We start from the raw sequence: 15,408 nt of genomic DNA on the forward strand, positions 1-15,408 counted from the left end.
CCGCTCTGTGCCACCGGATTGCCGCGTATGGAAAATTTTTGCCGCCGAAGGGGTAAAGCCTTGCCGCCGGTCGCCGATACGGTAAGTGAAGGCGAAAGACTGGGTACCGGCAGGCGGCAAGAGCTCGCCGCCGGGGCCTTCCAAACAGCGGAGCACAAGGAGCAAAGGCAATGGCACAGGTCATCAACACCAACATTGCGTCCCTCACCGGTCAGCGGCATCTGAGCGCCAGTCAGGGCGAGCAGCAGCAGGCCCTGGAGCGGCTCTCCTCGGGCAAGCGGATCAACTCCGCGGCCGACGACGCCGCCGGCCTGGCGATCAGCGAGCGCTTCACCTCGCAGATCGGCGGCATGAACCAGGCGGAGCGCAACGCCAACGACGGCATCTCCTACGCCCAGACCGCCGAGGGCGCCATGGAGGAGATGGGCAACCTCCTGCAGCGGGTTCGTGAGCTGGCGGTGCAGTCGGCCAATGACACCAACACCGCCGAGGACCGCCAGGCCCTGGAGGCCGAGGTGCAGCAGGCGGTGCAGGAGATCGACCGGATCGCCTCCAGCACCCAGTTCAACAACCAGAACATCCTGGACGGGTCGCTCGACGAGCTGGTCTTCCAGGTGGGTGCCAACCGGGCCCAGAGCATCAACACCAGCGGTGTCGATGTGCGTGGCCACAACCTCGGCGCCGAGATCGGCGAGGGGCAGGCGGTGCAGCGCGTTCTCGATGAGGAAGGCAACTACGGCGATCTGGACCTGGATGGCTCGATCAACATCAACGGGCTGGATATTGACGTCAGTGGCTCGCGCAGCGTCTCCGACGCCATGGACGCCATCAACGCCCAGTCCCGTGCCACCGGTGTGACGGCGTTCCGCGCTGACCGGGCCACCACCGAGTCGTTCGACTTCAACAATGACGGTGGCGCCAGCCTGGAGATCAACGGCACCACCATCAGCGTTGGTGAGGATGCCGGTGTCGGCGAGTTCGTCGACGAGGTGAACGCCGCCTCCGGCGACACCGGCGTCCGTGCCGAGATGGACGGCGACCAAGTGCGCTTCGTCTCCGAGTCCGATTTCCGCATCGAGCCGGGTGACGACAGCCCCATCGGCGATCTCGGGCTCGAAGGCGAGGAGAGTGGGATGCGCTTCGAGCGCGGCATCCAACTCTCCACCGACCTGGGCCAGCGGATCGACGTCAATGGTGACGCCGACACCCTCGGGGCGCTCGGGATGTCCGACGAGCAAATGGAGATGAGCCGTCACCGGGTCAGCGGGCCGGATGCGCTGAGCGTGGCCACCCGGACCGACGCCGATGACGCCATCCGTACGGTGGACTTCGCCCTGGGGCAGATCAACGACGCCCGGGCCGACCTGGGTGCGGTGCAGAACCGCTTCGAGGCCACCACCAGCAACCTGCAGAACGTCTCCGAGAACATGGAAGCTTCCCGTTCCCGGATCCTGGATGCGGACTTCGCGGCCGAGACCGCCGCCATGACCCGCGCCCAGGTGCTGCAGCAGGCCGGTACCTCGGTCCTGGCCCAGGCCAACGAGGCCCCGCAGAACGTCCTGACCCTGCTGCAGTAAGACCCGAGGCGGAGCCCGGCTGACCCCCCCCGGGCTCCGCCACCGGCTCGCTGACCCCGAGACCGGTGCCATGACCCGCAGCAGTTTCGGGATTCTTCCGTGAACGGACGCGGATAAAGAGAAGGAGGTGAGACGCCGGCCATGACCTGAACCCACGCGGGCCGACCCCGGCGGTGACCGTTGGTGGACAACGGAACCGTTAAAGCTTTGCCAGGGAGCGCCGATACGTTTGGGCAAGAGCGCGAGACGCGAGCCCAAGCGAACAGGTTCGCTCGTGCTGGGGTCAGCGAAACGGCGCCGTAACGGCGTCAGACGTGAGGAGACGGGTCATGGCACAGGTGATCAACACCAACGTTGCATCGCTGAACGCGCAACGGCACTTGAATTCTTCCCGGGGCGATCAGGAGGTGGCCCTGGAGCGGCTCTCCTCGGGGCTGCGCATCAACAGCGCCCGGGACGATGCGGCTGGGCTGGCGATCAGCGAGCGCTTCACCGGCCAGATCAACGGCATGGATCAGGCCGCCCGCAATGCGAACGACGGGATCTCGTTCGCCCAGACCGCGGAAGGCGCCATGGAAGAGATGAGCAACCTGCTCCAGCGGGTCCGCGAGCTGGCGGTGCAGGCGGCGAACGACACCAACTCGCCGTCGGATCGCGCCGCGCTCGACCGCGAGGTGCAGGCCGCCGTGCAGGAGATCGGCCGGATCGCCGAGACAACCCAGTTCAACCAGCAGAACGTGCTCAACGGCACCCTGCGCGAGCTGGTCTTCCAGGTCGGGCCGAACCGCGGCCAGACCATCAACGCCGGCGGCGTGGACGTCCGCGCCGAGAACCTGGGCGCCAATGTGGCCGAGGGGCGGGCGGTGCATCAGGCCGCCGGTGGTCCCGGTGTGGAGCTCCCGGGCGGGCTGCAGGTCAACGGTCACGAGATCGACCTGGGCGATGCGCGCGGGCTCAACGACGTGGCGCGCGAGATCAACGAGCGCCAGGCCGAAACCGGCGTGTCCGCCATGCGCGCCGACCGGGCCGAGACCCAGGCGGTAGAGTTTGACGGCTTGGGTGAGGGCGAGCGCGGTCAGCTGCGTATCAACGACCACGCCATCGAGCTTGACGAGAGCGTCACGGACATCGGCGAACTGGCCGCCCGGGTTAACGACCGGGCCTCGGAGACCGGGGTGCGCCTGGAGAACGGGGAAAACGGCTGGTCCTTCGTCTCCAACAGCGACTTCGAGCTCGAGTACTTCTCGGACGACGCCGAAGATGCCATCGGTGTTGGTGGGACCGAGATCGGCCAGGGGCTGGATCGCGCCGACGAGGAGAGCACCGGGCTCATCGTCGAGCGCGGCATCACCCTCTCCACCGAGATCGGCGGCGAGCTGCGGGTCGAACCGGTGGATGGCGACGACGATGCAGACCTGGGGCAGATCGGCCTGAAGAACTGGCAGCCCGGCGATGACTACGAGGACCTGCAGGCGGAGGCGTACACCATCGGCGGGGTCGACCCGGTTGATGTGCGCACCCGCGAGACCGCTTCCGATACCATCGTGGCGGTGGACTTCGCCCTGCAGCAGATCAACAACACCCGGGCCGATCTGGGCGCGATCCAGAGCCGGTTTGACGCCACCATCAACAACCTGAACATCTCCTCGGAGAACCTGAGCGCATCCCGCTCGCGGATCCTGGATGCCGACTTCGCCGAGGAGACGGCCGAGATGACAAGGACGCAGATCCTGCAACAGGCGGGGACCTCGGTGCTGGGTCAGGCCAACGAGATCCCGCAGCAAGTGGCACAGCTGTTGCAACAGTAACGACGGCCGGGACCTCCGGGGAGCCTTCCGGAACCCGGCCCAGGGGCCTGGTAGCAGGGCCGGTCGGGAGGCTGTATGAGTGAAATGCACAAGGTGAGTTCCGTGACCAGCAGCATCAACTGGTCGCGGCCAACCGAGCAGGGGGAAGGGAGGCGCCTTGCCCCCGAGCAGGACACGGCAGCACCGGTCCCCGCCGCCGAGACGGAAGAGCGCTCCCGCGTGCCGTTGTCCGAGCTCGAGCCGCTGGAGCACTTCAAGGCGGAGGATCCCCAGGCGCTTGCCCGGGCGGTGGAGCGCATGGAGCAATTCATGCAGCGCGTCGGCCGGGACCTGGAGTTCCGGGTCGACGACAACACCGGCAAGACGGTGGTCACTGTCTACGTCCGCGGCACCGACGACGTGGTCCGTCAGATCCCCCCGGAAGAGATGCTGGCTATCGCCGCGCGCATGCGCGAGGTCCAGGGGCTGCTCTTCAACGGGGAGGCCTGAGCGTGGCCGGAACGCATCCGCCGCCGGAAGGGTCCACCGGGCAGGCCCGCTAGCGATACCTCGAGAGGTGACCGGATATGGTCTCACCGCTGGATCAGATGCCGAACATGCCGAGCCAGATGGACGTCGGCTCCGGCATCGACACCAACAAGATGGTCCAGGACCTGGTCCAGGCCGAGCGGGCACCCACGGAGCAGCGCCTGGGCCGGCGCGAGGAAGAACTGCAGGAGAAGCTCGAGGCCCTGGGGCAGATGCGAGGGGTCATCGGCGAACTCCAGGAGGCCGTCCAGGGGCTGGGCGATCCCGGCGCTTACTCCGGCATCGATGCGGAATCGAGCAACACCAGTGTGGCCGGGGTCTCGGCCAGCGAGGAGGCGCGCCCGGGCCAGTACGACGTGGAGGTGGAGCAGCTGGCGCGGACCCAGCGCATCGCCACGGCCAGCGGCGTGTTCGAGGACAGCGCCGATCCGGTCGGCACCGGCCGGCTGATGATCACCGACGGCCAGGGCAACGAGCAGGCGGTCACCATCGACGAGGAGTCGGCCACCCTGCTCGGCATCCGCGACGCCATCAATGCCCAGGCCGAGGGCGTGCGCGCCTCGGTGGTCGATGATGGCGCCGGGCCGCGGCTGGCCCTGGCTACCGAGCAGACCGGTCAGACCAATGCCATTACCCAGATCCGCGCCGAGCAGGATCCGGAAGCGGACGAGGGCGATCTCTCCGCCCTGCAGTACAACGTCGCCGATCCCCAGACCGGCGAGCCCGCCGGCGCCTTTCAGGAGATCCGCCCGGCCAGCGACGCCGTAGTCACCATCGACGGCATGCGCGTCACCCGCCCTGAGAACCGCATCGAGGGGGCCATCGAGGGCGCCACCATCAGCCTCCAGGACGAGGGGCGCAGCCGCATCTCCATCGAACAGCAGACCGGGCTGGCCGAAGAGAATATCCAGCGTCTGGTCGACTCGTTCAATCAGGTCCGGGCGCAGCTCAACCAGCTCTCGGACTACGACCCCGAGACCGAGAAGGCCGGCCCGCTTCAGGGGGACCATACCCTGCGCAACCTCCTCTCGCAGCTGAGCCGGTCCCTCAACGAGCCAGTGGAGGCCCTGGACGGGGCGCCGATTTCATCGTTGGGGGATCTCGGTGTGCGCACCAACCGGGACGGCACCCTGGAACTCGATGGCGAGCGCCTGCAACAGATGGTTGGCGAGCACTCGGAGCTGGTCACGCGCATGATGACCGACCCGGAAAGCGGGGTGATGTCGCGGTTGGAGGGGGTGCTCGACAACGCCCTCGGCCGCGACAGCGTGATCGACATGCGCACCGAGGGGGTTGAGCGCCGCCTCGACGGTATCGCCGACGATCGCGAACGCCTCGACCGGCGCATGGAGCGGCGCGAGGAGCAGCTGCGCAGCCAGTTCTCGCGGATGGACTCGCGGGTCGCTGAACTCAATCAGACCTCGGAGTTCCTCGAGCAGCGCCTGGCGGCCATGAACAGTCGGGATTAAGCGGTCAGAAGCTTCCGGAACGGAGGTTCCGCCCTCAAGGATCATGGGTAGCAGCCGCTAAAAGGATAGAGCGCGAACCAACTACCCCCAAGAGTAGGAACGGGATATGAGCATGCATCGCGGCATAAACCAATACCAACAAGTCGGGACCTACTCCAGCACGGCCTACGCCGACCCTTACCGGTTGGTGCAGTTGCTCATGGACGGGTTCCTCGACCGAGTCGCCCAGGCCCGCGGCGCCATGGAGCGCCAGGAGATCGCCCTCAAGGGCGAGCTGATCAGCAAGTCCATCTCCATCCTGGACGGCCTGCGTTCCGGGCTCGACCACGAGCGCGGTGCCGAGATCGCCGGCAACCTCGAGGAGCTCTACACCTACATGCAGCGCCGCCTGGTGGAGGCGAACGCCCAGAACGAGGTCCAGCACCTTGATGAGGTCGCCTCGTTGATGCGCGAGATCAAGAGCGCCTGGGACGCTATCCCGCCGGAGGTGCGTACCCGCGACGCTGCCGAGGCGGCCGCCGCCCGCGGCCAGTAGGGGTGCGCGTGGGCGGCGGCAGCGCCAAGGGCGGCGACGGGCGGGCGGCGGTGGCCGCCTCGGCCCGACGCCTGCTGGAGCTGTCCCGGCAAATGCGCCGTTGCGCAGAGGCCGGGGACTGGGACGGGGTCATGGAGCGCAATGGACTGCGCCAGGCGCACGCCCGCGGGTTGCCCGAAGACCCGGACCACCCCGGCGCTGACCTGGCTCGCCGCGCGCTGGCCCAATCGCTCGAGTGCGACCGCGCGGTCCGGGCGCTGATGGAGGCCGAGCGCGACCGCCTCGGCGCCGCCTCGCGCGACGAGCAGCACCACCGCGAGGTCCACGACGCCTACTCGCGCTGTTCCGGCTAGGAAACACCTTGCCGGCGGCTGTGTCGTTTTTTTGACGGCCTGGTTAACCCGGCGTAAACTCGCCCCCTCGCAGACAGGCGATCCGTCATCGGAGGGGAGCGTTGGTTCAGGTCCTGGTGGTCGACAGCGACGCGGAGCGCCGGTCGGGTGTCGAGACGGTGCTGCAATTCCTTGAACACGAACCCATCCCCGCCGAGGCCGGCGATGCCGGCGGCGCCGCTACCCGCCACCCTGGGCTGGCCGCGGCGCTGGTGGGCATCGACGGACAGGAGCGCGCCTGCCTGCAGCGGCTCGTCGATAGCCGGCCCGAGCTGCCCGTCTTTCTCATTGCGCCGGATGCCGATGCGCGGCGCCGTGGCGGTGATCCGCAGCACGGTGTCCTCGGGGTGCTCGATCTGCCGCTGCGTCAGGGCCAGCTCACCGCCGCCCTGCGTCAGGCCCTGAGCCACAACGTCCGCCACCGCGAGCACGGTGCCGCCGGGCGGGCGCCGCGGCTGGCCGGCGAGAGCCGCGGTGTGCAGCGGGTCACCGCCCTCATCGAGCAGGTGGCCGACACCGACGCCAGCGTGCTGATCCTCGGTGAGTCGGGCACCGGTAAGGAGGTGGTGGCGCGCAACATCCACGCGCGCTCCTCCCGTCGGGCGAGACCCTTTGTGCCGATCAACTGCGGGGCCATCCCCGCCGACCTGCTCGAGAGCGAACTCTTCGGGCACGAGAAGGGCGCGTTTACCGGCGCCATCAGCGCCCGGCAGGGCCGTTTCGAGATGGCCCAGGGCGGCACGGTCTTCCTCGACGAGATCGGGGACATGAGCATGCACATGCAGGTCAAGCTGCTGCGCGTGCTCCAGGAGCGGACGTTCGAGCGGGTCGGCTCCAACAAGCCCATCCACGCCGACGTTCGGGTCATCGCCGCCACCCACCGCAACCTCGACACGGGGATCCGGGACGGCAGCTTCCGCGAGGATCTGTTCTACCGGCTCAACGTCTTCCCCATCGAGATCCCGGCCCTGCGCGAGCGCCCCGGGGATATCCCGGTGCTCGTCGAGGAGATCATCCGGCGCATCGAGGACGAGGGGCGGGGTTCGGTGCGGGTCAGCCCGGCAGCCATGTCCTGCCTGTCGGCCTACCACTGGCCGGGCAACGTGCGTGAGCTGGCCAACGTGGTCGAGCGTCTGGCCATCCTTTGCCCCTACGGCGAGGTGGGGGTCGAAGACCTGCCCCGGAAGATCCGGGAGGCGGCCCGCGAGGAGCTGGAGGATGGCGGCGCGCCGGCGGGCGCGCCGGAGCCCGTCAACGGACAGGCCGGGGTGCCGCTGCCGGCGGTGGACTGGTCCGAGGGCATCGATCTCAAGGGCCACCTGACCGAGGTGGAGCAGGAGCTGATCCGCCAGGCCCTGGAGGCCACGAATGGGGTCGTCGGTCGGGCTGCCCGGCTGCTCGGGTTGCGCCGTACCACGCTGGTCGAGAAGCTGCGCCGGCTCGACGTCGAGCGCCCCGCCTGAGCCGGCACGCTTGGGCCGCCGGTCGGCAAGTACCGACCGTCAAGCGGCAAGCGGTTGCCGGTCTTGCCGGTCGACAGAACTTTGACTGCCGGTTCCGCCCGCGGCGGCGGCAGCGCCTCGCCGGCCGCGTGGAATCCGGCGTTTAGCGCACCACCCCACCCCTGGCACGCCCCTTGCTTCAGAAGGGGCCGCCGCGGGGTACCACCGCGGCGCGGATTTGCGCTGAGGGGGACAATCCATATGGGTCAGCAACGCGTGCTCGTGGTGGCCCGCGAGCCGGGCCGCCGCAGCGAGCAGCGGCGCCGCCTGGACGACGCCGGGTTCGTGACCGCCGAGGCGGAAGACACCGGCTCCGCCCACGAACTCCTGGAGCAGGGCGGGATCGCTGCCGTCGTCTGCTTCGAGGACGCCGGTGACGGGGACAACTGGCGGGTGCTTACCCGGCACCCCATGGCTCCGCCGGTGATCGTCATCTCCGCCCGCGCCGAGGTCAGCGGCGCCGTCGCCGCCATGCGCGACGGGGCGGCGGACTACGTCGCCGAGGAGGCCCCGGCCGGCGAGCTGGCTGCCGCCGTGGCCCGGGTCACCGACGCCGGTCCCGAGCTGGTGGCCGAGGATCGCAGCAGCCGTCAGCTGATGGCGCTTGCCCAGCGGGTCGCCGGCAAGGACGTCACCGTCCTGCTGACCGGCGAGTCCGGGACCGGCAAGGAGATCTTCGCCCGCTACATCCACGAGCGCTCGCCCCGTGCCGATGGCCCCTTCATCGCCGTCAACTGCGCGGCGATCCCCGAGAACATGCTCGAGGCCCTGCTCTTCGGCTTCGAGAAGGGCGCTTTCACCGGGGCCAACCGGGCCCACGCCGGCAAGTTCGAGCAGGCGCAGGGCGGCACGCTGCTGCTCGACGAGGTCTCGGAGATCGAGCCGGGGCTCCAGGCAAAGCTGCTCCGGGCCCTGCAGGAGAAGGAGATCGAGCGCCTCTGCGGGCAGACGCCGATCCCGCTCGACGTCCGCGTGCTCGCCAGCAGCAACCGCGATCTGCGCGAGGCGGTGCGCAACGGGCGCTTCCGCGAGGACCTCTTCTATCGTCTGCACGTCTTCCCGATCCATCTGCCGCCCCTGCGCGAGCGCGCCGCGGACATCATCCCGCTCGCTCGCTCCTTCGCCCAGAAGTACGCCCAGCTTGGCGGCGGCTGCGGCGCAGACTTTACCCCCGAGGCGGAACGGCTGCTCATCCAGCACCCGTGGCCGGGCAATGTCCGCGAGCTCGAGAACGTCGTCCAGCGCGCGCTGATCCTCGCCGAGGGCAGCGCCATCGATGCCGAGGCGATCCGTTTCGAGCCCGTCACCGTCAGCGCTGGCGCCGACGCTCCGAGCACCGGGGAGTCGGCGGGCGCGAGCGCTCCGGTCGCCGGGGTCGCCGCGGCGGAGGGCACCCCCGGTCCGGCGGTGCGGCCGGAGGCCGCTGCCGGCCAGGACGCCGCAGCGACCCTCGAGGAGGATCTCAAGAGCCGCGAGTACCGCCGTATCCTCGAGACGCTCGATCGGGTCGGCGGCAACCGCAAGGAGGCCGCGGCGCGGCTGGGGATCAGCAGCCGCACCCTGCGGTACAAGCTGGCGCGCATGCGCCAGGAGGGTGTCGAGATCCCGGAGCGCTCCGGGATGCTCTACGCCTACGGCAACTGAGGTCGCGCCATGTCGGATTTTCGTATCGAGCAGGCCCTCGCGGAGATGCGCGCCATCGGCGGGCAGCCGGTGCAGCAGCCGGAGCAGGACGCGCCGCCGGTGGAGGAGTTCTCGGACCTCCTGCGCCAGGCGGTGGAGCAGGTCAATGACCAGCAGGTGGACGCCAAGGGGATGACCGACGCGTTCATGAATGGCGAGGACGTTCAGCTCACCGACGTCATGATGTCTGTGCAGAAGGCCGATGTCTCCTTCGAGGCCATGAAGGAGGTCCGCAACCAGCTCCTGGAGGCCTACCAGGAAATCGCCAACATGCAGGTGTAACGCGTGAGGGGTCGCCATGGCGGATAGCCAGGCCATGACCGAATCGAGCGGCTCCTCGCCGCCGTCGCCGCTGGACAGCGGCGGCCAGGGCGGTGCCGGAGCCGAGGCGGGTGGCTTTGCCGGCGTGGGCCGGTTCGTGCCTGAGGACTGGCGTGAGCAGCTGACCCGTGTCCTCGGCGACAACCCGCTGCGCAAGCTCGGTCTCGGCGCCGGGCTGCTGGCGGTGGCCGGGCTGGGCGTGGCGATCTTCTTCTGGGCGCAGGAGCCCGCCGAGCTGCGTACGCTCTACGCCGATCTCTCCTCGGACGACGCCGCCGAGGTCATCAACGCCCTCGAGGAGCAGGGCGTGCGCGTCGAGTTCGACGAGCGCACCGGGGATATCAAGGTTGCGGAAGGCGCCGTCCACCGGGCGCGCATCTTCCTCGCCTCCGAGGGGCTGCCGCGCGGGACCGGGTTCGGCTACGAGATGCTCGAGGAAGACCCCGGGTTCGGCGTCAGCGAGTTCATGGAGCACGCCCGCTTCGACCGCGCGCTGGAGACGGAGCTGGCGCGCTCCATCGAGACCCTGCGCGGCGTGGTCAGCGCCCGCGTCCACCTGGACGACCCCGAGGAGTCGGTCTTCGTACGCGACCGCCGCGATGCCAAGGCGTCGGTGGTCCTCGAGCTGGACCAAGACAGGCAGCTGCCCGACCGCCAGGTGGAGGGGATCATCCACCTGGTGGCCAGCGCCGTCTCCGATCTCGAGCACGGCAATGTCAGCGTGGTCGACCACCGCGGCCGTCTGCTCACCGCCGAGGATGAGCCCACCGAGGCGACCCGTTCGGCGCAGCAGTTCGAGCTCACCCGCCGGCTCGAGGAACGCATCCAGCGCCGCGTCGAGGACATGGTCGAGCCGATCATCGGCCCGGACCGCGTCCGCGCCCAGGTCAGCGCCCGGCTCAACTTCGACGAGCGCCGCCAGATCGAAGAGCTCTTCGACCCGGAGCGCAGCGCCATCCGCAGCGAGCAGATGAGTGAGCGCAGCGGCGGGGGCGGGCAGTGGCCCATCGGCATCCCCGGTGCGCTGACCAATCAGCCGCCCGGCCCGGGGACCCTCGACGGGGAGGAGCCCGAGGGCGGGGGCGGCACGCCGTTCAGCTCCGACGAGACCCGCAACTGGGAGGTGGGCCGGACGCTGAGCGAGGTGCAGCCGGCCATTGGCGTGATCGATCGGCTGACCGTCGGGGTTCTGGTCGATCACCGCTACGTCGAGAACGAGGACGGCGAGGTGGTCCGCGAGGCCCTCTCCGACGACGAGATCCAGACCCTGGAGAATCTCGTCCAGGACGCGGTGGGCTTCGACGCCGATCGCGGCGATGCCGTGAGCGTGGCCACCGTGCCCTTCGCCGAGATCGTCGAGCCGCCGGATCCGCCCGAGGAGGTCTGGGAGCAGGAGTGGGTGCGCGACTTGATCCGGCTGGCGGTCTTTGCTGCCATCGGATTGTTGATCTACATCGTCGCCATCCGCCCGATCGTCAACCGCATGCTCGGGGGCGAGGACGAAATGGACGAGGAGCGCGGCGGGGCCGAGACCGAGGGGCTGGAGCGCCCGGCCGGCGAGAGCCTGGAGAGTCCCGGCGGAGGGCAGGAGAGCGAAGCCGCCATGCGCCTGGCGGGGATCAGCGGCGAGCAGCTCAGCGACATGCGTGAGCGCCCCTACGAGGCCAAGCTCCAGGCCGTGCTCGAGCTCGTCGAGAACGAACCGGAGCTGGCGGCCAACGCCGTCAAGGCCTGGCTCGATGAAGACGACAAGCGCAAGGGCTGATGGCGATGATGAAGGGTACCGACCGCGCCGCGGTCCTCATGCTCACCCTCGGCGAGGACGCTGCCGCCGAGATCATGCGCTACCTCGGCCCGCGCGAGGTACAGAAGCTCGGCCTGGGCATGACGCAGATCGGCAACGTCAGCCGCGAGCAGGTCGACGAGGTCCTCGACGAGTTCATCCAGACCGCCGCCGAGCAGACCTCGCTGGGGATCGGCTCCACGGACTTCATCCGCAGCACCCTGGTCAAGGCCCTGGGCGAGGAGAAGGCCGGCTCGATCATCGACCGCATCGTCATGGGCGGCACCACCCGCGGGCTGGATCAGCTCAAGTGGCTGGATCCGCGGACCATCGCCGAGATGATCCGCCTCGAGCACCCGCAGATCATCGCCATCGTGCTCTCCTACCTGGAGGCGGATCAGGCGGGGTTGGTGCTCGCCGAGATGCCCGAGCGCGTTCGCCACGACATCGTCATGCGCGTGGCCACCCTCGAGGGCATCCAGCCCCGCGCACTGCAGGAGCTCGACGAGATCATGGAGAAGCAGTTCTCCGGTCAGCAGCGCCTGAAGTCCTCGACCATCGGCGGCCTGCAGTCGGCGGCCAACATCCTCAACAACATGGACGGCCAGACCGAGACCGCCATTCTGGACAACGTCAAGGAGCTCGACGAGGAGCTCGCCGACCGCATCCAGGAGCTGATGTTCGTCTTCGAGGACCTCAAGCAGATGGACGACCGCTCCATGCAACAGGTCCTGCGCGAGATCGACACCGGCTCGCTGACCCTGGCCCTGAAGGGCGCCAGCGAGGACCTGCAGGCCAAGTTCATGAACAACCTCTCGCGCCGTGCCGGCGAGATGCTCCAGGAGGACCTGGAGGCCATGGGGCCGGCGCGTCTGTCCGACGTCGAGGCCGCACAGAAGGAGGTCCTCGCCGTTGCCAAGCGCATGGCCGACGAGGGCACCATCAACCTGGTCAGTAGCTCCGACCAGTACGTCTGAACCCCACCCCCCGGTGCCGCTGAGCCCCGGGGCGTGTCGCAGCCGGGAGGGCGCGGATGGACAGTGGCGATCGACGCCTGCGGATCATCCCTGGAGAGTTCGCCGAGACGGCCGAGGCGTGGGAGACGCCCGACTTCGACCAGCCCGAGATCGACCGTCAGCGCCAGGCCGAGCAGGAGCAAGCCCGGCGCATCGAGCGCGAGAAGCGCCGCCGCCGTCGCGAGCGCCGCCGCCAGGCAGTGGCCGAGCGCCTGCGCCTGGAGGACGAGGCACGGCGCTCGCTGCCGACGGTCGAGGAGATCGAGGAGATCCGGGCCACGGCTCGCCGCCAGGGCCACCAGGAGGGCTACGAGGCCGGTCGTCACGAAGGCTTCCACGCCGGCTACCCCGAGGGCCTGCAGGCCGGGCAGAGCGACGGTCGGCGGGCCGGGGCGGTGCTGGTGCGCCGGCTGCGGGCCCTGCTCGATACCCTGGGCCGGCCGCTGGAGCAGCTCGATCGGGACGCCGAGGATGAGCTGCTGCACCTGGTCTTCTCCGTGGCCCGGCGGCTGGCCCTGGAGGAGCTGCGTACCGACCCGGAGCACGCCCTGGCGGCAGTGCGCCAGGCGCTGCGCGAGCTACCGGCGCAGGAGCGCGGCCTGACCATACAGGTCCACCCGGAGGAGCACGGCTTCATCACCGAGCAGCTGGGCACCGAGGTGGGCGACAAGGGGTGGTCGGTGGTGGCCGACGCCCACCTCACCCCTGGCGGGTGCATCGTCACCACCGAGACCTCTCGGGTGGACGCCACCGTGGAGCGGCGCCTGGACGCCGTCGCCGAGCAGCTGCTCGGCGACGCCCACGCCGGCGAGGGGGGCGAGGCCGTGCAGCGCAGCTATCGCGGTCGTGCCCCCGGCGCCGAGGAGGACGATACGGCGGGTGAGGCCGGTGGCGAGGGTGCCGAGGCCCCGGCCGGCGATGACGGGGGCGGTCGATGAGCACCGTTGCTGGCCTGGCCCAGGACTGGACCGCCCGCGTGCGCCGCCGGGTCGAGCACATCGAGCCCGTGCGCCCCCCGGTGGAGGGCGTGCTGCGGCGCATGGTCGGCCTGACCCTGGAGGCCGAGGGGTGTCGGGCGCCGCTCGGGGCGCGCTGCACCATCGAGGACGGCCAGGGCGGAGTCGAGGCCGAGGTGGTGGGTTTCGCCGGAGACCGCCTCTACCTCATGCCCACCGGCGATCTGCGCGGCGTCATGCCCAATGCCCGGGTCGTGCCCCGGGGCAGCGGCGCCCAGGCCCGGGTGGGCGAGGAGCTGCTCGGCCGGGTCATCGACGGCGGCGGGCAGCCCATCGACGGCGGCGGTCCGCTCAAGGCCCGGGAGCGCACACCGCTCATGGCCGAGCCGATCAACCCCCTCGAGCGCGCCCCCATCGCCGCGCCGCTGGACGTCGGGGTGCGCTCGATCAATGCCCTGTTCACCGTTGGCCGAGGCCAGCGCATGGGCCTGTTCGCCGGCTCCGGGGTGGGCAAGAGCGTGCTGCTGGGCATGATGACCCGCTACACCACCGCCGATGTCGTGGTGGTGGGGCTGATCGGCGAGCGGGGGCGCGAGGTGCGCGAGTTCATCACCGAGATCCTGGGCCGCCACGGCCTGGCGCGGGCGGTGGTGGTCGCCGCACCGGCCGACACGTCGCCGCTTTTCCGGCTCCACGGTGCCATGCGCGCGACTAGCATCGCTGAGTACTTCCGCGACCAGGGCTACAACGTCCTGCTGCTGATGGACTCGCTGACCCGCTACGCCCAGGCGCAGCGGGAGATCGGTCTGGCCATCGGCGAGCCGCCCACCACCAAGGGCTATCCGCCGTCGGTCTTCGGGTTGCTGCCGCGGCTGGTCGAGCGCGCCGGCAACGGCGCCGACGGGGGCGGCTCGATCACCGCCTTCTACACCGTGCTGGTCGAGGGCGACGACCAGCAGGAGCCCATCGCCGACTCGGCGCGGGCCATCCTCGACGGCCACCTGGTGCTCTCGCGCAGTCTGGCCGACTCCGGCGTCTACCCGGCGGTGGACGTCGAGGCCTCGATCAGCCGCGCCATGATGGCCATCACCAACGGCGCCCACCAGAAGGCGGCGCAGCGCTTCCGGGAGCTTTATACCGCCTACCGCCAGAACGAGGATCTGATCAGCGTGGGCGCCTACCAGCGCGGCTCGGACCCGCTGGTCGACCAGGCCATTCAGTACCAGCCCCGGCTGCGCGCCTTCCTGCAGCAGGATGTGAGCGAGGCGGTGGATTTCGACGAGTCCCTGGCATCCCTGGGACGACTGACCGGTGAGGTGAGCGGATGAGCAAGGGGGCCGAGCGACTGCGCCCGGTGGAGCGGCTGACCGACCAGCGCAAGGAGCAGGCCGCCAGCCAGCTAGCCCGGGCCGAGGGGGAGCTGCGCCAGGGCGAGGCGCGCCTGGAGGAGATCCTGGAGATGCGCCAGGAGTACCGCCGCCAGCTGACCCAGGACAACGCCATCGAAGCGGCCCGCCTGCGCGATTTCAACGCCTTCCTGACGCGCCTCGACGAGGCCATCGTCCAGCAGCGCCAGCAGATCGCCCAGCAGCAGCGCCGCGTCACCCAGCTGCACAAGGAGTGGCTGCGCCGCTGGGGCGAGCACCGCACCATCGAGAAGGTCGTCGAGCGCCGCGCCGAGGCCGAGCAGGCGGCGGCCGAGCGGCGCGAGCGCCAGGAGTCCGACGAGGTGGCGCGCATGCTCTACCAGGCCATCCAGCGCGGGGATCTGCCCGGCCAGGGGGGGTAGCCCCGGGGGCGCCGTGCTGGTTCGGATCTTGCACCTGATCCGGGGACGC

14 protein-coding genes are annotated in these 15,408 nt (G+C 69.8%); all 14 read left to right on the forward strand.

What is annotated here, in order from left to right; all coding sequences use genetic code 11:
• Positions 1-170: 170 nt before the first annotated feature.
• Positions 171-1,577: a flagellin N-terminal helical domain-containing protein gene (locus LRA98_RS05000; RefSeq protein ID WP_238633546.1), complete on the forward strand. Its 1,407-nt coding sequence runs from the start codon at positions 171-173 to the stop codon at positions 1,575-1,577.
• 329 nt (positions 1,578-1,906) lie between these two features.
• Entirely contained in the window at positions 1,907-3,385 is a 1,479-nt protein-coding gene (locus LRA98_RS05005) for a flagellin N-terminal helical domain-containing protein (RefSeq protein WP_201168537.1), read from the forward strand.
• A 75-nt stretch (positions 3,386-3,460) separates the two neighbouring features.
• Positions 3,461-3,874: a flagellar protein FlaG gene (locus tag LRA98_RS05010; protein ID WP_238633545.1), complete on the forward strand. Its 414-nt coding sequence runs from the start codon at positions 3,461-3,463 to the stop codon at positions 3,872-3,874.
• 77 nt (positions 3,875-3,951) lie between these two features.
• Complete coding sequence (fliD, locus tag LRA98_RS05015; RefSeq protein ID WP_238633544.1) at positions 3,952-5,382, forward strand: flagellar filament capping protein FliD; 1,431 nt, start codon at positions 3,952-3,954, stop codon at positions 5,380-5,382.
• 112 nt (positions 5,383-5,494) lie between these two features.
• Positions 5,495-5,917: a flagellar export chaperone FliS gene (fliS, locus tag LRA98_RS05020; RefSeq protein ID WP_201168702.1), complete on the forward strand. Its 423-nt coding sequence runs from the start codon at positions 5,495-5,497 to the stop codon at positions 5,915-5,917.
• An 8-nt stretch (positions 5,918-5,925) separates the two neighbouring features.
• Positions 5,926-6,270 carry a flagellar protein FliT gene (locus tag LRA98_RS05025; protein WP_238633543.1) on the forward strand — a complete coding sequence of 115 codons (345 nt, stop codon included), beginning with the start codon at positions 5,926-5,928 and terminating at the stop codon, positions 6,268-6,270.
• Positions 6,271-6,371: 101 nt separating this feature from the next.
• Positions 6,372-7,772 (forward strand): sigma-54 dependent transcriptional regulator, encoded by a 1,401-nt coding sequence (locus LRA98_RS05030; protein WP_238633542.1) that lies wholly within the window; start codon positions 6,372-6,374, stop codon positions 7,770-7,772.
• A gap of 240 nt (positions 7,773-8,012) precedes the next feature.
• A complete protein-coding gene (locus LRA98_RS05035) occupies positions 8,013-9,455 on the forward strand; it encodes a sigma-54 dependent transcriptional regulator (RefSeq protein ID WP_201168524.1) in 1,443 nt (480 codons plus the stop codon).
• A 9-nt stretch (positions 9,456-9,464) separates the two neighbouring features.
• Positions 9,465-9,776 (forward strand): flagellar hook-basal body complex protein FliE, encoded by a 312-nt coding sequence (gene fliE, locus LRA98_RS05040; protein WP_238633541.1) that lies wholly within the window; start codon positions 9,465-9,467, stop codon positions 9,774-9,776.
• A gap of 16 nt (positions 9,777-9,792) precedes the next feature.
• Positions 9,793-11,580, forward strand: a complete 1,788-nt coding sequence (gene fliF, locus LRA98_RS05045; RefSeq protein WP_201168518.1) for a flagellar basal-body MS-ring/collar protein FliF — start codon at positions 9,793-9,795, stop codon at positions 11,578-11,580.
• A 5-nt stretch (positions 11,581-11,585) separates the two neighbouring features.
• Complete coding sequence (gene fliG / locus LRA98_RS05050; protein ID WP_201168699.1) at positions 11,586-12,575, forward strand: flagellar motor switch protein FliG; 990 nt, start codon at positions 11,586-11,588, stop codon at positions 12,573-12,575.
• Positions 12,576-12,631: 56 nt separating this feature from the next.
• A complete protein-coding gene (locus LRA98_RS12990) occupies positions 12,632-13,552 on the forward strand; it encodes a flagellar assembly protein FliH (protein WP_201168515.1) in 921 nt (306 codons plus the stop codon).
• The gene (gene fliI, locus LRA98_RS05060; protein ID WP_201168512.1) at positions 13,549-14,898 is read left to right on the forward strand and encodes a flagellar protein export ATPase FliI; all 1,350 of its coding nucleotides are present in this window, start codon (positions 13,549-13,551) and stop codon (positions 14,896-14,898) included. The genes LRA98_RS12990 and fliI overlap by 4 nt, the downstream gene beginning before the upstream one ends.
• Positions 14,895-15,359, forward strand: a complete 465-nt coding sequence (gene fliJ / locus LRA98_RS05065; RefSeq protein WP_201168510.1) for a flagellar export protein FliJ — start codon at positions 14,895-14,897, stop codon at positions 15,357-15,359. Before fliI ends, fliJ begins: the two co-directional genes overlap by 4 nt.
• The last annotated feature ends 49 nt before the right edge of the window (positions 15,360-15,408 follow it).

Origin of the sequence: Halorhodospira sp. M38, from assembly GCF_022227985.1 — a bacterium.
Taxonomy (GTDB): domain Bacteria; phylum Pseudomonadota; class Gammaproteobacteria; order Nitrococcales; family Halorhodospiraceae; genus Halorhodospira; species Halorhodospira halophila_A.